The following is an 18323-nucleotide window of genomic DNA, read 5'->3' as shown; positions in this document are numbered from 1 at the left end:
TTTTGTTTAACCCAAGGTGCATACAATGCACCTTTTCCTATTTCAATGACTGAACCTTCCCATCTTACTACACTAGAAACGTCACTCACTATAAACGTCACTCATTTTCAACTTAAAGAGCCTACCATGACTACAGCAAACGCTTATCCTATTACCCAAACCATTCGTACCATCGGTATTTTAGGCGGTGGTCAGCTTGGTATGATGCTTGCCGAAGCCGCCATGCCACTTGGCTATCAGTGTGTGTTTTTAGAAGACAACGCAGATTGCCCCGCCAGCTTATATGGGCGCGTCTTTCATAGCGAACAATTAGAAGATTTTATTAAAGCGGCAGATGTTTTTACGCTCGAGTTCGAAAACACGCCGACAGCGACGGTCGAGCAGCTGACGCACTTATCCAAATCGGGCAACAAACAAGGCATGTTTCCGCCGCTGGTGGCCCTTGATATCGCCCAAGACCGCTTAAAAGAAAAGCAGATGTTTCAGGCGCTTGATATTGCTACTGTGCCTTTTATGGCCGTTAACTCTGAAGCTGAGTTGCAGCAGGCGTGTCAAGAATTAGGATTGCCCATTGTCCTCAAAACCAGTCGTGGCGGTTACGACGGCAAAGGCCAGTTTGTCATCAAACAAGACAGTGATATCAAAGCGGCGTGGCAAGCGCTCAAGGATGCCGTCAGTGGCAAAGGGTCATTGACACCCACGCCTGCTCCCTTGATTGCCGAAGGCTTTATTAATTTTAGCCGTGAAGTATCCATCATTGCGGTACGAGGCCAAAGCGGTCAGGTACGCTGTTATGATTTGGTCGAAAACCACCACCATAATGGTATTTTGGCCAAGACTCAAGCGCCCGCCATTGGTACGAGCCATTTGTTTGAGCAAGCAACTGACGCCATTACCACTATCATGAATCACTTAGACTATGTTGGGGTCATGGCGCTCGAGCTGTTCGTCGTCAAAGACGCGCGCGGTCACAATACCGTACTGGCCAATGAGATTGCGCCGCGCGTGCACAACTCTGGTCACTGGAGTATCGAAGGCGCTGTCACAAGCCAATTTGAAAACCATATTCGTGCCGTCGTTGATTTACCATTGGGTGATACCGACAATGTCCATCCAGCCATTATGATCAATGTACTGGGCCAATATCCAGACATCAGTGCGGTGCTCAATATCGATGGCGCGCACTACCACAGTTATCACAAGGCTGAACGTGACGATCGAAAGATTGCTCACATTACCTTGATGCCCAATGACGTGGCCGATTTAGAGCCTGCGCTTGCCAAGCTGGTCGCCGTACTACCGAATAAAGTGGGTCTTGATAAAAAAGTAGCGGCTGTTGATATCCAGTCAGAAACTGCAAACAACGCTACTGACCCTGAAACGGAGCTCGAATCTAATACGTTATCAGACAGTACCAATATCAAGGCTACAGAAAATAAAATAAATGATGAAGTCATTAGCAAAGCCCAAACCGACAACGCTCAAATCGACAACGCTCAAATCGACAACGCTCAAATTGATAAGGCTCAAAAATAATGCAAATTTGGGTAGATGCGGACTCAGTGCCCTTGATTGCCAAAGATTTGATTATCAAGACCGCTGAGCGTACGCAAACGATGGCGATATTTGTTGCCAATCAACCGATTAAACTACGCAAATCGCCGCTACTTATCATGACAGTGGTTCCATCTGGATTTGATAAGGCTGATGACTATATCGTGGAACAAATACAACCGGGTGACCTTGCCATCACCAGCGACATTCCTTTGGCCAATGATATATTGGATAAAGGCGGGCTGGTATTGACAACGCGCGGTATGATTTATGACAAAAATAACATCAAGCAAAAGCTCAACATGCGTGATTTTATGGACACCATGCGTGGTACGGGTGTGCTAGAGCTACAGGAAATGAGCGGACAAAAACCTTATGGCGACCGTGATAAAAAAGCATTTGCCGATGGTTTAAACCGCTTGGTTCGCTAATATAGTGAGTTCAGTAAAAAAACGAGTCAGCGGGACTGGCGTAAGTTTTTTGTAGCCCCCTGTCTGCAAAGGTACAGCAAGCAAGAAAAATTTGTACCCGTTCAGCGTTGGAATATAACGTATCTGTTTTATTTAGTATTCACCATACGTTTTTCACTGATCACGTGACTTATCTCTAGTTTTAGTCTGCTTAAATTTTCTGTTTTTTGCTTCCTTGCAAACGGTATACACTCTATAACCAAACATCATGCAATCGGCACGTATCATAACGAAGCGTGTCGTTTATTCTTGTTACGCTATGGACAGTTTTTAGAACAACGATACTTTTTAAAATACGGTTCTCTTTTTAAAACAAGACTCTCTTTTTAAAATACCTGTATCTTCTAGAAAAACTCTCTATAAAAATAGGAATGACTATGAAAATTTTAGTGATTGGTGCAAGTGGCCGCGTAGGCACAGAACTGGTTAAGCAATTATTAGCCGATGACCATCAAGTTATTGGTACGACTCGTCAAAAGAAAACCTTATTTGATGCTGACAATTACAGCCAACTTGATTTAGATATCACTGCTGAAAAAGACGCCATTCAAGCACAAATGGATCAAGACATCGAGGCGGTCTATTTTGTGGCAGGTTCTGGCGGCAAAGACGTGTTAGAAGTTGATTTGCATGGCGCGGTTAAGACCATTCAAGCCACGCAAGACAAAGGCATCAAGCGCTACATTATGCTTAGTGCTGCGTTTTCTTTAGATACTAGCAAATGGGACAGCCCCGGTATTGCGCAGTTAAAAGAATACTATATCTGTAAGCATTATGCCGATCAGTGGTTGGTCAATAACAGCACGCTAGACTATACGATCGTGCAACCAGGCGCATTAAAAGAGCGCGCTGGCTCAGGCAAAATTGCCATTGACGAAAGTGCGGGTGAAAACTCTATTGAGGACGTGGCTACCACATTGGCCTCTGTTCTTAATGCAAGTAACACCATTAAGAAAGCGTTTAATATGCACAACGGCGACATTGCCATTGAAGAAGCTATTGCTACTGTTTAATCGTATGACGCGATAAATCTGTGAGTCATAGATTGATCGCAAAAATAAAGCAGTCAAAACTGCTTATATAAAATGGTCGTTTTTCGCTCAGCAATGTTTAAACAAGCTGATTGAAAAACGACCATTTTTTTGTCTTAAGTTTGGTAAGTGAGTGTTGTACGTGACTCGTTTAAGCCAAGCCGCTAGGGAAAGAAATAACCTCTTCTAAGCTGCTCGCCCCGGTTATCACCATAAATAGCCTGTCTATACCCACGGCGATACCACTACAAGGTATTAGATCATCTGAAGCCGCGATTAAACGCTCATCAATTGGCATGACTGGCAGATGATGACGCTGGCGCAATTGATTGTCTTTTTCAAAACGTGCTTTTAGTGCTGGCCCATCCGCCAACTCATCATAAGCGTTGGCAATCTCAGCGCCGTTAATATAAAGCTCAAAACGCTTGGCAACCTCGTTCCCTTCTTTATCGATAGCCATTTTCGCCAAGGCTGCGGTGGCAGGCGGATATTCCATAATCAGCGTTGGCAAATCATGACCCAAATGCGGCTCTACAGCGTGGCTGAACAATAAATCCAACCAGCTTTGCCGGCGATCTTCCTCACTATCGCTGGCACAATTTGCCTCACTATTAAAATCAAATCCCATCAAACCTTTGTCTTCTGCCACCGCTTGCAAGGTTGCAAGACTTGCTGTCAGCGGATGTATACCAACAAAATCCATAAAAGCATCGACATAACGATAGTGATTCATGATTACTGGATAACCGTACAGCACTTCTAACAGCTCACCGACCTCAGCGGCCATATCTGCCAAGCTATAACTGGGCTGATACCATTCGAGCATGGTGAATTCTATGTTGTGCCTCACGCCTATCTCGTTGTCTCGAAATACCGGACAAATCTGATAAATAGGCACTTGCCAGCTTGCAAGCAAACGCTTCATGGCAAACTCAGGTGAGGTATGTAAATAATAGGTGCATGGCTTATCTTGATACGTCACTTGGGCGGCGACGGACTGCAAAAAAGTATCCGTATTGCCAGCTTGCGACAGTAGCGGCGTCTGTACTTCTAATACATGACGGCTGGCAAAAAACTGCCGAACACTACTCATAAACTGCGCCCGTTTTTGCGCCATTGTCAGTGACATGGTAGGTGCATAGCTCGGCTGAGAAGAAGGCTTGGAAAAAGGATTGGAAGTTTTAGATGCTTGAGTCATGGTTATCCATAGCGACTGACAAAAAAGAAAGTATTAAATTAGGGCGTGTATCAATTGTTCTAAAAACTTTACCATTGCCACTCACGGCGCAAATGATAATCGCGTCTTAATTGATCAAAGTCGGCACCATTAACTTGACCATCTATAGCCCTGTCTCGTAGCGCTGCATCGTCTTGCAAGATGTCATAAAACTTATCCAACCTGTCTGGATGCGCCTTTAACTCTGACCACAAAAACATATTAAGCGGTAATAATGTCTGCATAGACTGAGCAGATGGGACCGATAATTTCTCACACAGCGCATCATAGATGATCTGTGTGCCGCGCAATTTTCCCTCTACGGTATAGCCTGCGATATGCGGGGTGGCAATGGCAAGTTTGGACAATAAGCGCTGCGAGATTTGTGGTTCGTGTTCAAACACGTCCAGCACCACCTCCCGCTGCGTACGCGCAATATCCGCCTCAAGATCGCTTGCATTGATGACCGGCCCGCGGGCGCTATTGATCAACATCGTCTGTACTGGCATCATTGCCAATGTCTCTGCATTGATGAGATGGCGCGTCGGATAATCACTACTATTGCCAAGGTACTTATCGTCCTTTGTACTCGCACTCTTTTTGCTGGTAAGCGGCACATGCAGACTGATGACGTCGCTTTGACGCAACACTTGCTCAAGGCTGGCATTGTTTGTCTCTGAAGGTGGTAGCAATGGATCATAACCCCGCACTTGCCAGCCCAAGTCGCTTGCGTAAGCCGCAAGCGTGCTACCAATATTGCCAAGACCAATAATACCAAGAGTCATTGACTGCTGCCAATAATGCGGGCGTAAGGTCAAAATAGCCGTCAATACATACTGAGCAACAGAGTGCTTACTACAACCAGCCGCATTGGCAAAAGTAATCTGACGCGCCGCCAAATAAGCCTGATCGACGTGGTCGGTACCGATGGTTGCAGATCCTACAAATTGCACACTTTTATTATCCGCCAACAATGCCTCATTTACGGGCGTTACAGAGCGTATCAATAAAATCTCAGGCTGTAGCTCTGCCAGTAATGCGGCGGTGATATCACGTCCAGCGGCAGTAACAATATGAATCGTCTGCTTCGACGCTTGCCCAAGCATTGAGGCATTAAAAAAATCGTCTACGCTTGCGATATTGCTATCGGCAACCACAGTAATAGGTTTCATCGTATCTATTGTATTCTTCATAGTCATTGCAACATCATTATCAATCGTTAGGTGTTTACTCTATTTTATCTGCTGGCGGCGAGACTTGGCTATCAGACAATTCCCTCTCTTGCGAGGCAAATAGCTCATTTTTATGGTTTGAGATCCATTCGCGCCAGACGGCAAGGCCGATTGCAAGGACAACGGGGCCAATAAATAACCCAACGAAGCCAAAAGCGGTTAGCCCGCCTAATACGCCAATAAAAATAATAATAAAAGGAATCTTGGTCGCGCCGCTAATCACAATAGGACGAATTAAATTATCAACCCAGCTAATCACCAAGGTTCCCCACAATCCCAAACCGATGCCTTCTACGGTGTGACCTTGGCTTAACAACCAAATAGACACGCCGCCCCAAACGAATGGCGTACCAAACGGAATCAGCGCAATAATAAAGGTGACAATGGTCAATAAAATAGGACTTGGCGCCCCAGCAAAGTAATAACCGACACCCGCAAGCAAAGACTGTGCTAAGGCAGTCAAACCAATACCATATACCACAGCACGTGTGGTTGTACCCACTGAGTCAATGTAACCATCGATACGATTGCCAATGATATTGCGTAACGCTTGACGAATTTGGCGAACCAAACTGGTACCATCACGGTAAAAAAAGAACAGCGTCATTAGTGCCATACCAAGCTTAGCAAGCATACTAAACACGACATCAAGCGCCACTTTGCCATAATACAAATGCGACTGTACCCAAAGGCGAAAAGCTTCAAGCGTTCCCTCGGGGTTTTTATTGATGCGCCACAGCACGTCTTTCACTTGCTGACCGACGATAGGCAGGTCTTTAATGGAACTAGGAACGTCTAAGTAGCCAACTTTTATACGATAAACCAAGTTGGTAATTAAGCTCAACGCTTCTTGTTGCAGAATAAACACACCAATAACAAGCGGCACCCCTATTATCAAAGAGATACTCACCGTCATGATAGCAGCGCTAAAATTGGGACTCAGCTTTACTTTTTCATAAAAAAAGTTATAAATAGGAAAAGTCACATACGCCAAAATGGCCGCCCAAAGTGCCGGTACAATAAAAAACTGTACCACTTGAAAACACAATACAAACAGCGCCACCAATAAAGTAATGGCCAATAAGCGCTGGATAATAAATTCTTTTGTCCAATTTTCAATCATAGGGCATAAACCAAGAGCAAACAGCAAGGGTTTGTCGCAGCCTTGCTGATAAGTTTATAAATATATGATGAACCTCGATTGATAGATCTTATCCATAAATCGCTGTCCATTAGCGAAGGTCGTGACTGGTCAATATAAGCATCATTAATACAGGCATCATTAATATAGGCATGACCAATACAGGTATATAAAACTGGCTTTAGAAGCATCGATACAACAGCTGGCACATGATAAATCCAGAATAAAAAGAGGACATACCATTATCTTGTTTTATTGGTGAAATTTGCCGCACTGGCTATCCCCAAGCGAGACAAGTACTTCGCACACTGCTAGCCAGTAAACCCGCATTTTCTCTAAAATAACCCAATCATGCCAATATTGTCATCCATAAAGACCATGAAAACAGTTTTAAAATAAAGCTGTCTTCATGTTTCATTATGCTATAAAACCAAACAACTATATAAGATTATGTTGTAATTTTTACTTACAACTTTTTCGAGCCAATCTTACTAGATGATGACAATACTGAATAAAATGGCCTACATAGATTTAGTAAGTAAAAACAATCGCTCTAAAGCGGCTTTTATCTTTACGCTTTCAACCTTTATCTTGACAGGTAATTCACTGGTGCATTCTATTTGTCACAACAATTGATGTTATACTAAAGGTATTATTTTAAATTTTTCAACAGCGTTACGTGAGTTTGACCGGATTTATTTTGATGGCTATGAAGACATAACGAAGATATAGCATCTGTTGAGCCACTAACCCAAACCCGCTTTTATCGCCCCTCTCTGAATTCATAAGATTTGATCTTTAGAGTAGCGCCATAATTTTGGATGTAATGCGTAAGCCCGTCAGGGAAACTTATACCAGTAGCAAGTCGCCCTCAGCGTAGTGATTGTATGTCGAGCGGACTAGAGAGCGTTCAACATTAGAACTGAATAAGAAAGGGTGCTATTTTGAGTGAATTTCTGAACGACTTTGATTTTATTTTAGAACAACTCTGACCGACCAAATTTTAGAGAGCATTTTTTAGAGACTATTTTTAAATTTTAAATACCATATCGATAGGAAAAACAACAATGTCAAAAGACACTGATAATATCAATACATCAAATGAGAGTAACAAAACCAATAAACCACAAGAAACCGTCACTTTTGCATTGGCGCAGTCACACTTTTTAGTGGGTGATATCACTACCAATACTGAAAAAATGCGGACACTTGCCTTGCAAGCGCGTGAGCAAGGGGCCGATGTTATTGTTTTCCCAGAGCTTGCCCTATTGGGTTACCCTCCTCAAGACTTATTATTGCGTCCAAGCTTATCGGGTCGTGTAAAAAGCGCCTTATCTACCCTTAGTGATATCGACGACATCGTTATGATCGTCGGCTATCCGCACGTTGACCATCATGGCACGTTTAACTCTGCCGCAATTTTGCACAATGGTCATCAAAAAGGCTTTTATCATAAGCAGGTTTTACCAAATTATGGCGTGTTTGATGAGCGCCGTTACTTTGATAGAGGTCGTAACCAAGTATTGTTCGACTATAAAGGCATTACCATCGGTCTGCTCATCTGTGAAGACTTGTGGGAAAAAGACCCGATGGCCGAGCTTAAAAAGCAAGGCGCTGATCTGATTGTTAGCTTGAATGCCTCACCTTTTGAGATTGAAAAACAAGGTAACCGCAAAGCGATGCTTGCCAAGCGCAGCCGTGAAAACAACTTACCTATCGTTTATGTCAACGCGGTTGGTGGCCAAGATGACTTGGTATTTGACGGCGGATCTATGGCCGTACAAGCTGACGGTAGCGTGGCCCATGAAGCACCGCGCTTTATGAGTCAATTGTTGCTTGCAACATTAGATATTAAAACGTCTAAATTTAATAATCAGCCCAAAGCGCCATTGACCTTGAGTCATGAGTCAGAGATGTATCAGGCATTGGTCGTCGGTTTACGCGACTATGTCAATCATTCAGGGTTCTCGGGTGTCATTGTTGGCTTGTCTGGTGGGATAGATTCAGCATTGACGCTGTGTATCGCAGTCGACGCCTTGGGCGCTGACAAAGTCTATGCGGTCATGATGCCATACGAGTATACCTCTCAAATCAGCTTAGAAGACGCGCAGGCACAAGCACGCCGCTTAAACGTTTCTTATACGGTTTGTCCTATTTTTGATGCAGTTGAAGGCATTCGCCATACGCTTGCCCCATTATTTAATAAGTCGCCAGCAGATACCACAGAAGAAAACATCCAAGCGCGTGCGCGTGGCGTGGTGCTAATGGCACTGTCTAATAAATTCGGCCATCTGGTCATTACGACTGGCAACAAGTCAGAATTGGCGGTTGGTTATGCCACCTTGTATGGTGATATGGCAGGCGGCTTCGATGTGTTAAAAGACGTTTATAAATCGCAGGTTTATAAATTGGCCAGTTATCGCAACCGTTTAGAGGACACACCTGTTATCCCTGAGCGCGTTATTACTCGTCCGCCATCGGCTGAGCTACGTCCCGATCAAAAGGATCAAGACAGCTTACCGGATTACGATGTGTTGGATGAGATTTTGAAGTCCTACATCGACGAAGACATGGGCTATCAAGATATTGTGGATAAAGGGTTTGATGCTGATTTGGTCGCAAAAGTCATCAAAATGGTTGACCATAGCGAGTACAAGCGTCTGCAATCGCCCATCGGTACTAAAATTAGTCACAAAGCCTTTGGTCGTGAACGCCGTTATCCCTTAGTCAATAAATGGTCGATAAAAGGCTAAATGTTTCTGCTTGCTCAGCTTTGATACTTATCAAAGCTGAGTGACACAGATATAGTCGATTTAGAATAAAATCGGCACATAAAATAAATTGGTATATTAATAGCCACGTGCTACTGGGGAAATTTTTCTTGCTTGCTGCTCATAAGCGCGGCAGAGGCTATAAAAAATTTATCTTAGTAGCACTTTATCGATTTTAAAGTGACCCGACTACAGCAGTCATTTTTTATAAAGAATCTATTTGAACAAAGTCTACTGATAAAATATCAAGCCTATAAAAATATGACTCTTTATAATTGGCTGGGAACTCTCCCAGCTTTTTTAGTTTCATAACCAACATTTTTATACCCAGCACCGTACTGCGTGCTAGCCATCCTGCCTCAACCTATTACTATTATTTCTAATCCCTAGACTTTTTACCGAGTATGTCATGAGTTTGCTAACCGCCAGTCTCTTCCTTGTTGTATTACTTGCTCTCAGTGCCTTTGTTTCCGCTGCTGAAATTGCCATTGCTGCGGCTCGCAAAATCAAGCTGCAAATCATGGCAAAAGAAGGCGATGTGCGTGGATTCGATGTCCTAAAAATGCAAGAGCATCCGGGCAGTTTTATCACGGTCGTCCAAGTGGTGCTCAATGCAGTCGCTATTTCGGCGGGTGCGGTTGGAGAGTCTGCCATCAGCCCCTACCTTCAGCAGTTGGTGAATAACGAAGCGATATCGTCTGTCATATCCTTTGTGTTGATTACCAGCTTGTTTTCTTTACTTGCTGATCTGATGCCCAGACGTCTAGCCATGTCAAACACTGAAACGATCGCGGTGCGACTCGTTAGACCGATGATGCTGTTGATTTTTTTATTCAAACCTGTGATTTGGGTTTTCGATGGCGCTGCCACGGGCCTTTTTAAGCTATTGGGTATCTCCACCATACGCCAAGACGATATGACGCCAGAAGATATTTATGCGGTGATGGATGCAGGTGCGGAAGCAGGGGTAATCAAGAAGCAAGAGCATCATCTCATCGAAAACATCTTTGATATGCAAGAACGCACGGTGACATCAGTGATGAATCCGCGCGAAAATATCGTATATTTCGATACCAAAACCAGCACCGAAGCCGTCGTTGAGGTTATGATCGAACAGCCGCACAATAAATTCTTGGTCTGTCATGAAGATGATTTAGAACAGATCTTGGGTTATGTAGAATCGCGTAGTTTTTTGGCATTGGTTCTCAACCAGCAACAGGTCAGCCTAACTGACAAGGCGCTACTCAAACCGGCCTTGTTTGTTCCTGATACCTTGTCGTTGTTTGAAGTGTTAGAGATGTTTAAGTCTACGGGTGCTGACTTTGCCGTGATTGTGAATGAGTATGGATTGGTGGTTGGGGTAATTACCCTCAAAGACGTCATGAGTATCGTCATGGGCGAGCTTGTGACCATGGAGGAGCAGCCCATTGTCCAGCGTACAGACAACTCTTGGTTAATCGATGGCATGACGCCCATTGAAGATGTGGTTCGCGCTTTAGATATTGTCAGCTTGCCGCGCAGTCAAAACTATGAAACCATCAGTGGCTTTATGATGTATATGCTACGCAAAATTCCAAAGAAAACAGACACGATTGAATATGCCAATTATCGGTTCGAAATTATCGCCACTGACAATCTCAAAATCACGCAAATGCTGGTGACCAAGTTTGATGACCTGATTTGATGATTTGATGATTTGATGATTTGATGATTTGATGATTTGATTCAAAATTATCCTATTTATAATCTTTTACCATTCACAAAATGAGATAAATTTTACTAAGCAAAGGCAAGTGCATTATGGAAGCAGAAACTAAGCGTGCAGGGCTTTTAGCGATGTTTCTGATCATCGGTTTAAGGATGGCCATATTACTGATGTGGCTGTTTTCTGCATTGGCAAGCCAAGTCTTAGAAGACAAGTTAGAGACCTTTGACAACCACATCATTGGATTTTTTGAAACCATCGCCACCTCCTCACTGGATGTCATGTATACGTTAGTGACAGAAATCGGCTCTGTGTGGTTTTTATCCAGTGTGTCGGTGATTGTGGTTTTATTACTGTGGTTTAAAGCCAAAGATAAGTGGACAACGTTATTTTTTATCATTGCAATCGGCGGCAATGGCGCATTGACGTGGTTATTAAAACAAATTTATGAGCGAGGGCGACCGTCTATCAATGAGGCAATCGATGCGATTGGCTTTAGTTTCCCAAGTGGTCATTCCATGGGCTCGTTTGTTTTTTACGGGTTTCTGATATATTTAATTATCAAAAGCACACATAAAAGCGCTATAAAAACAGCGCTATCCATTATCCTCAGCGTACTCGTTTTATTAATTGGTACCAGTCGAATCTACTTGGGTGCCCATTTTCCAAGCGATATCGTAGCAGGTTACCTTGCAGGCACCATTTGGCTCACGCTCTGCGTATTGGCGCTTGAATGGGTACAATGGCAACACCGCAGCAAGTTGCCTTTTGTCCATGCGTTACGGAAACTTTTTCTCACTCAGTATGGTGCTTTGATACACCATCACAAACTTGACGAGCCTTCAATAAAAAATCGCGAATAAAGACAGCCATGTTAGCAAGTTATCACTACTCTCTTGCGCCAAAGATTGCTGTTCCCACCCGTACGATGGTGGCACCGTTAGCAATTGCCTCGGTCATATCGCCGCTCATGCCCATACTTAACGTATCCCAGCCACTCAGCTCTGGGTGGCGATGCTTAATATCGTCAAATACTTGCTTGGTGCGAGCAAAAGCATCGGTATCTGCTTTGGCAGGAATAATCATCAAACCTCGCAGCTGCAAGCGTTCATATTCCTTAATAGTATTTATTAGTTCAGGCAATTGTTCTGGCAAGCATCCTGATTTACTTGCTTCATTATCAATATTCAACTGAATTAGAATGTTCAATGGTGACATCTCGGCTGGACGTTGGTCATTTAAACGCTTGGCAATGATATCGCGCTCAACCGTTTGTACCCAATCGAAATGTTCGGCAATATCGCGGGTCTTGTTACGCTGGATACTACCGATATAGTGCCAAACGATATTCTCGCATTCAGGTTTGTCTTTTAAGGCGTCTATTTTTTCGATGGCTTCTTGCAAGTAATTTTCGCCAAAATGCGTTTGTCCCTGTTTAGCCAATGTTGCCACCATATCCGCAGGTTTGGTTTTAGAGACTGCTAGCAATCGCACGCTTTCAGCGGGCCTGCTTGCTTGCTCACAAGCCTGAGTTACTTGTTTACTGACTTGTTGCCAATCATTGATAAGACTTTGGTCATCGATATCTTTATTAATATTGTTTTTAGAATTTGTCATAGAAGGCTCACAAGGATAATGAAACAGATCGTTTGTAATGATTGGACACGCTTTAGCATATTACCTTTAGCAATTATCACTGCCAGTCTTTGTGACTACTCGTATTTATCACTAAAGTTCTGCCAAAAGTTGGTTATTTAGCAGTCCACGCTTTGATTACCAGCATAACTAATTTTACATTTTGTTGATGTAGTAGATGGTTAAATGACAATAGTCTTGTTATTATATTGTTACATGAAATAACATATATGGCGGCATGTGAAAGTAATGGTAAGTGGTATCGCTTATTATCCATCAAATTTATTGGCCGAAACAAGAGCATCTATCGATTGGCAACCGCACACCTTTAAGCTCTTTTGTCTTACTCTTATTGATAGGAATAGTTGATTATGGCTGAAAAAAACACCTTAAGCATTGAAGACCTGCTGCGCTTTACCGTCAAACACAAAGCGTCAGATTTGCATATTTCGGCGGGTATGCCAGCCATGATTCGAGCGGATGGCGAGATGACCCGCATCAATATGCCTTCGATGACGCATCAAGTGGTGCATCAGCTTATTTATGACATTATGAATGATAAGCAGCGTGCAGACTTTGAAGAGTTTTTTGAGACAGATTTTTCTTTTGAGATCCCCAATTTAGCGCGTTTTCGGGTCAATGCTTTTAATCAAAATCGCGGCGCCGGTGCTGTCTTTCGTACCATTCCTTCCAAGGTCTTGAGCATGGAAGATTTGGGGATGGGCGATGTATTCAAACGCGTCTCAGACTTTAAACGCGGTGTGGTATTGGTTACCGGTCCGACTGGTTCTGGTAAATCGACCACCTTGGCTGCCATGATTGACTACATCAACGAAAACCGCAAAGAGCATATTTTAACCATTGAAGATCCGATTGAATTTGTCCATGAGTCCAAAAAAAGCCTCATTAACCAGCGTGAAGTTCATCGTCACACGTTAGGGTTTGAGCCTGCCCTACGCTCTGCATTACGTGAGGATCCAGACGTGATTTTGGTCGGTGAGCTGCGTGATCTTGAAACCATTCGCTTGGCATTGACGGCGGCCGAAACAGGGCATTTAGTATTTGGAACCTTGCACACCAGCTCAGCAGCTAAAACCATTGACCGTGTTATTGATGTGTTTCCCGCTGCAGAAAAAGATATGATTCGTGCGATGCTATCAGAATCACTACAAGCCGTTATTTCACAAACGCTGCTGCGTCGTCAAGGCGGTGGCCGCGTGGCTGCTCACGAAATCATGCTGGGCACGCCTGCCATTCGCAACTTGATACGGGAAAATAAAATCGCTCAGATGTACTCGGCCATTCAAACGGGTGCAGGTGACGGGATGATTACGCTTGACCAAACGCTCAAGAATTTGGTTGGTAAAGGCACTATCACCAAAGACGTGGCTCGCCCTTACGCCAAACAACCTGAAGCTTTTTTATAGTAGTACCATCATTATTAGCAATCTTTACAGCATGATTTCAGCCACTTTTCTAATCGATTTACATCGAATGCAGGTACGATATGGACATTGATAAACTATTGCAATTAATGATTAATAAAAATGGCTCTGACCTTTTTATTACTGCTGATGTCGCCCCTTCTATGAAAATAAATGGGAAAATCCTGCCAGTGGGCAAAACGCCCTTAAGTGCTGAGCAAACCATGAGACTGGTTAAAGGGGTGATGACACCAGGCCAGCAAGCGGAATTTGAAGAGACAAACGAGTGTCAATTTGCCATCTCTGATGAAGCGCAGCAAGCACGTTTTCGGGTCAGCGCCTTTATACAGCGTGATATGGCAGGAATGATTTTACGAAAAATTGAGAATAAAATCCCAACGGTTGAAGAATTGCGCTTACCGCCCGCACTAAAAGAGCTGGCAATGAAAAAACGTGGGATTATCTTGTTGGTTGGTGCCACGGGTACGGGTAAATCCTCGACCCTTGCGGCCATGATCGGACATCGCAATCAAAACTCTCAAGGTCATATCATTACCATTGAAGATCCGATTGAGTTTGTTCATAAGCATCAAGGCTGTATCATTACCCAGCGAGAAGTCGGTATTGATACACACTCCTTTGAAGCGGGTCTAAAAAATACCTTACGCCAAGCGCCTGATGTTATTTTGATTGGTGAGATTCGTAATCGTGAGGTCATGAGTTACGCGATTCAATATGCTGAAACAGGTCACTTAGTTTTTGCCACCTTGCATGCCAATAATGCCAACCAAGCGATTGACCGTATTATTCACTTCTTTGAAACCAGTCGCCACAATCAGTTGTTTATGGACTTGTCGCTTAACCTACAGGCCATTATCGCGCAGCAGCTTATTCCAACCCCGGATGGTAGAGGACGACGCGCCGCCATTGAGATTTTATTAAACTCACAATTGATCAGTGACTATATCCGTAAAGGTGAGGTTCATGAAATCAAAGATGTGATGACGCGCTCACGCGATAGCGGTATGCAGACCTTTGATCAGGCCCTATTTGACTTATACGAACAAGGGGAAATCACTTATAAAGAAGCCATTCTCCATGCCGACTCGCCAAATGATTTGCGCTTAAAAATCAAACTGAGTAGTAAAAGTGGAACGGTCAATTTGGATGAAGGCGCTGATAGCTTATCACTCGATATCACTTAGTTACACCTATCCTGTCCAATCTACTGTGCTGGTTTTGCGACTGGCACACATACGTTTTAAAATGCAAAAAGCCTTCATTTTTAGTAGTGAAGGCTTTTTTAATGTCGAGACTTTGATTACTTTCTCTAAAAGGAGCGTTATTTTACTTAACTAAGCGATATGTAATTATGCTGCTTAATCGCCAACCTAACTATTTGGCGCTGTCGCGACATTCTTGGTTATTACAGATGCCGTACAATACCAATGAGTGTCCTGATAATTTAAAACCATGCTTTTCCGCGACTCGAAGTTGCTCTTCTTCAATCACCTCGTTATGGAACTCTATAATTTTGCCGCAAACGTCACAAACCAAATGATCGTGATGTCCTTCTTGAGTGATTTCAAACACCGATAGATTGTTTTCAAAGTTGTGACGCTCAACGATTCCAGCTTGCTCGAACTGGGTGAGCACACGATAAACCGTTGCCAAGCCCACATCCTCACCTTGCTCGATGAGCGCTTTATAAATCTCTTCTGCACTCATGTGATGCAACTCGGCACTCTCGAGCAGCTCTAAAATCTTGATACGAGGTAATGTCACCTTTAATCCGGCTTTACGTAAATCTTGATTGGTAAAAGAAGCCATAGTATTCCTTCTGACTATAAAAGTCTTAGCAAATAAAAAATCAAAAATATGAGATAAATAATCGTTAATGATTACTTTTTATTCGATATAAAATATTCTAATAACCGCAAACTGGCTTGCTCTAAATAAATGGCTAGCTTGTTCTTTTTGAGAAAATCTCAATGCAAGTCTATGAATTTTAAATATAAATAACCAAATCGCTCAGGTAGCGTTTGGTAAATAATGTCGTAAGTGGTAGGAAATTGCAAGTAAATGACGTATCATTTGTCCAAGATTGTCGGCCAGACAAGTATCAATCAACGTTGGCCGTGCCTAATTCATTTCTTATGAGTCATCTTACCATGATAAAGACATTAAATTTTCGTCCATTAAGCCCTACCAGCGCATTACGCAAGATTGTCATTACCAGTATGCTAAGTGCTGCTGTGGCTATGTCTGGCTGCTCACTACTGAGTGTTTATAGGATTGACTTGCCACAAGGTACTGCGATTACTCAGACCCAAGCTCAAAAACTACAAGTGGGCATGAACCAAAACCAAGTGCTTTATATTCTTGGTAGTCCGGCCATTAGAGACACGCTTGAGCCTAAGCGCTGGGATTATATTTATGACTATCAAGCGGGTACAGAAGGCCGACGCAAAGGCATCGCCGATGTGAAAGATGCCAGCCAGCATTTGGTTGTTTATTTCGATGATAATGGCTTGGTTAGCCGTATTGAAGGTATAGAGAGCCTTCCGGTCTCTTAATTGCCATCAACGCTCTATCATTGCCGTTTTAGCCCCGAGTTTTACTTTTGCGCTGAGACATTGGATCAGCGCTTAAGCTACGATATACCTCGATGCGGTCAAGTGGCTGCAACTGATAGTTGAGCGGTTGTTTTTTTGCATAGACACCCACATGCCAACGCTTAGCCGTGGGTGTGACAATGTCTATAACCTCCTGACACCAGTTATCAAGCTCTGGAAACTGCTCCAACCATCCTGCTTGCACAAGCGCATCATACAAACTGTTTCCATGGCTCACTTGTAACGCCAAATAATGCTGGCGCTGTGCGTCTTCTGCATAGGCCAAATATACTGTCATTGGCTCGCGTCCTACAGATGCCGCACTTTGACTGTCTGTTTTATCGTCCTTCACTATCAGCTCAGCCACTGCATTACCCAACCGATCAGAGCAAGTAACAACGCTAACGGTACCACTAAGCGTATAGCCACCCTCCATAAGTTGTACAAGGCTTCATTACCAAAGTTCAATGACTTGCGCAAATGGCTGATTTTCATTTGCCAGCCCACGAATACTGACAACAATAAAACCGCCACGCTACTAATAATGACCAAGATACCAACCAACCATGTGGTTGGAATAGCAACGACTAATATCAGTGCTAATACTAAGGTTGCGACCAAGCTGATCAATAGACCAAACTTATGCGCCAATTGCTGAGTACTATAGTGCAGCAAATAGCTAACCACAAACAGCACCCCTACCCAATATAATAGCTGACCAATCGGTGGTAATGACATACCGCTTAATAGTAATGCAACCACCCCAACGACCAACTGCAATATCCAGATCGGTAGTACCAATTTGCTCGCGCGATACTCGTTAGCTGCACGCTTGCGCGCAGACTTTTGCGCATTAGCTTTGTTGGCATCGACGGCTGTAATGACCTGTTTGCTCACAAGATTTTGACCAAACCAATATAAGCCGGTACCCGCCCCAACACTGACCAATGCCAGCGCCACCGCACGTGCCCATTCACTTAAGCTGATATCCGTCATGGCAAAATCAATCGTGGGCAAGCCATTTGCCACGCCCAATAATAAACCCACCACCATCAGCCCTAGCCCAATGGGTAAAGGTGCCACACCAAGCAAACTTAGTAGAACCGTAATAACAATTAAACCTGCACCAAGCGCAAAGCTTGGCAAATCTGGTGCGCTATTGAGATCAGTCAGTGCGGCTAATATACCTGTGCTAGCACCCGATATAACCAGTGCGGCAATAACAATAGATACCAATGCTGCCAACCAACCGAAGCTACGCCATACTGGGCTGGCATCCGCCTCACGAGTAAGCTTCTGCATTCCTGCTAATGGTGCCTCGACACTGCGATAGGCCAACGCGATTTCAGCATAAACGATCGGCAGCGATACCACTATCATGGCAAGCAGCCAAAGCAACCAAAAATCGATCTCACCAACTGAGGCAGGCGCAAACCAGCGAAACAGCAATAACGGTAGCAAAGCTGCGATAAAATAAGAAGCATAACGGATCATCATAATCTAAATCCAAACGATCTAATGGGAATAAC

The 18323-nt window shown here is 43.7% G+C and carries 16 protein-coding genes; 9 read left to right on the top strand and 7 right to left on the bottom strand.

Annotated elements, in window-relative coordinates:
* Positions 1 to 126: 126 nt before the first annotated feature.
* From AAJP47_RS05900 to AAJP47_RS05890, 3 genes are all read left to right on the top strand, one after another.
* Positions 127 to 1536: a 5-(carboxyamino)imidazole ribonucleotide synthase gene (locus AAJP47_RS05900; RefSeq protein WP_346716969.1), complete on the top strand. Its 1410-nt coding sequence runs from the start codon at positions 127 to 129 to the stop codon at positions 1534 to 1536.
* Positions 1536 to 1985 carry a YaiI/YqxD family protein gene (locus tag AAJP47_RS05895; RefSeq protein ID WP_346716968.1) on the top strand — a complete coding sequence of 150 codons (450 nt, stop codon included), beginning with the start codon at positions 1536 to 1538 and terminating at the stop codon, positions 1983 to 1985. Before AAJP47_RS05900 ends, AAJP47_RS05895 begins: the two co-directional genes overlap by 1 nt.
* Positions 1986 to 2401: 416 nt before the next feature.
* Positions 2402 to 3037, top strand: a complete 636-nt coding sequence (locus AAJP47_RS05890; protein ID WP_346716967.1) for an NAD(P)H-binding protein — start codon at positions 2402 to 2404, stop codon at positions 3035 to 3037.
* Positions 3038 to 3206: 169 nt separating this feature from the next.
* Here the strand turns inward: AAJP47_RS05890 and epmA are convergent, their stop codons facing one another.
* The 3 genes from epmA to AAJP47_RS05875 all read right to left on the bottom strand — a co-directional run bounded on the left by epmA (position 3207) and on the right by AAJP47_RS05875 (position 6626).
* On the bottom strand, positions 3207 to 4253 hold the full coding sequence (gene epmA / locus AAJP47_RS05885; RefSeq protein ID WP_346716966.1) for an EF-P lysine aminoacylase EpmA: 1047 nt from the start codon (positions 4251 to 4253) through the stop codon (positions 3207 to 3209).
* A gap of 68 nt (positions 4254 to 4321) precedes the next feature.
* Positions 4322 to 5443, bottom strand: coding sequence for a 4-phosphoerythronate dehydrogenase (locus tag AAJP47_RS05880; protein ID WP_346717110.1), 1122 nt, complete (start codon positions 5441 to 5443; stop codon positions 4322 to 4324).
* Between the two features lie 55 nt (positions 5444 to 5498).
* Positions 5499 to 6626 carry an AI-2E family transporter gene (locus AAJP47_RS05875; RefSeq protein ID WP_346716965.1) on the bottom strand — a complete coding sequence of 376 codons (1128 nt, stop codon included), beginning with the start codon at positions 6624 to 6626 and terminating at the stop codon, positions 5499 to 5501.
* 1085 nt (positions 6627 to 7711) lie between these two features.
* On the opposite strand from AAJP47_RS05875, the gene AAJP47_RS05870 reads away from it, so the two are divergent.
* The 3 genes from AAJP47_RS05870 to AAJP47_RS05860 all read left to right on the top strand — a co-directional run bounded on the left by AAJP47_RS05870 (position 7712) and on the right by AAJP47_RS05860 (position 11983).
* Entirely contained in the window at positions 7712 to 9397 is a 1686-nt protein-coding gene (locus AAJP47_RS05870; protein WP_346716964.1) for an NAD+ synthase, read from the top strand.
* A 427-nt stretch (positions 9398 to 9824) separates the two neighbouring features.
* Positions 9825 to 11099 (top strand): polyamine export protein PaeA, encoded by a 1275-nt coding sequence (gene paeA / locus AAJP47_RS05865; RefSeq protein ID WP_346716963.1) that lies wholly within the window; start codon positions 9825 to 9827, stop codon positions 11097 to 11099.
* A 116-nt stretch (positions 11100 to 11215) separates the two neighbouring features.
* Positions 11216 to 11983 (top strand): phosphatase PAP2 family protein, encoded by a 768-nt coding sequence (locus AAJP47_RS05860; RefSeq protein WP_346716962.1) that lies wholly within the window; start codon positions 11216 to 11218, stop codon positions 11981 to 11983.
* A 25-nt stretch (positions 11984 to 12008) separates the two neighbouring features.
* On the opposite strand, the gene AAJP47_RS05855 is transcribed toward AAJP47_RS05860, so the two are convergent.
* Positions 12009 to 12737, bottom strand: coding sequence for a YggS family pyridoxal phosphate-dependent enzyme (locus tag AAJP47_RS05855; RefSeq protein ID WP_346716961.1), 729 nt, complete (start codon positions 12735 to 12737; stop codon positions 12009 to 12011).
* Positions 12738 to 13126: 389 nt separating this feature from the next.
* Here AAJP47_RS05855 and AAJP47_RS05850 point away from each other — a divergent pair, with 389 nt between their 5' ends.
* Both AAJP47_RS05850 and AAJP47_RS05845 read left to right on the top strand, forming a co-directional pair.
* Entirely contained in the window at positions 13127 to 14182 is a 1056-nt protein-coding gene (locus AAJP47_RS05850) for a type IV pilus twitching motility protein PilT (protein ID WP_346716960.1), read from the top strand.
* 80 nt (positions 14183 to 14262) lie between these two features.
* Positions 14263 to 15384 (top strand): PilT/PilU family type 4a pilus ATPase, encoded by a 1122-nt coding sequence (locus AAJP47_RS05845; protein ID WP_346716959.1) that lies wholly within the window; start codon positions 14263 to 14265, stop codon positions 15382 to 15384.
* A 190-nt stretch (positions 15385 to 15574) separates the two neighbouring features.
* Here the strand turns inward: AAJP47_RS05845 and fur are convergent, their stop codons facing one another.
* Positions 15575 to 16009 (bottom strand): ferric iron uptake transcriptional regulator, encoded by a 435-nt coding sequence (fur, locus tag AAJP47_RS05840; protein ID WP_346716958.1) that lies wholly within the window; start codon positions 16007 to 16009, stop codon positions 15575 to 15577.
* 326 nt (positions 16010 to 16335) lie between these two features.
* Here fur and AAJP47_RS05835 point away from each other — a divergent pair, with 326 nt between their 5' ends.
* On the top strand, positions 16336 to 16755 hold the full coding sequence (locus AAJP47_RS05835; RefSeq protein WP_346716957.1) for an outer membrane protein assembly factor BamE: 420 nt from the start codon (positions 16336 to 16338) through the stop codon (positions 16753 to 16755).
* Positions 16756 to 16783: 28 nt separating this feature from the next.
* Here AAJP47_RS05835 and AAJP47_RS05830 read toward each other — a convergent pair whose 3' ends face one another.
* Entirely contained in the window at positions 16784 to 17161 is a 378-nt protein-coding gene (locus AAJP47_RS05830; protein ID WP_346716956.1) for an RnfH family protein, read from the bottom strand.
* Positions 17149 to 18291, bottom strand: coding sequence for a hypothetical protein (locus tag AAJP47_RS05825; RefSeq protein WP_346716955.1), 1143 nt, complete (start codon positions 18289 to 18291; stop codon positions 17149 to 17151). The genes AAJP47_RS05830 and AAJP47_RS05825 overlap by 13 nt, the downstream gene beginning before the upstream one ends.
* Positions 18292 to 18323 lie beyond the last annotated feature (32 nt).

It is taken from the genome of Psychrobacter halotolerans, from assembly GCF_039680845.1.
Classification (GTDB): domain Bacteria; phylum Pseudomonadota; class Gammaproteobacteria; order Pseudomonadales; family Moraxellaceae; genus Psychrobacter.
Note: the sequence above shows the minus strand (reverse complement) of the source record. Positions and strands in the feature narration are given on the sequence as shown.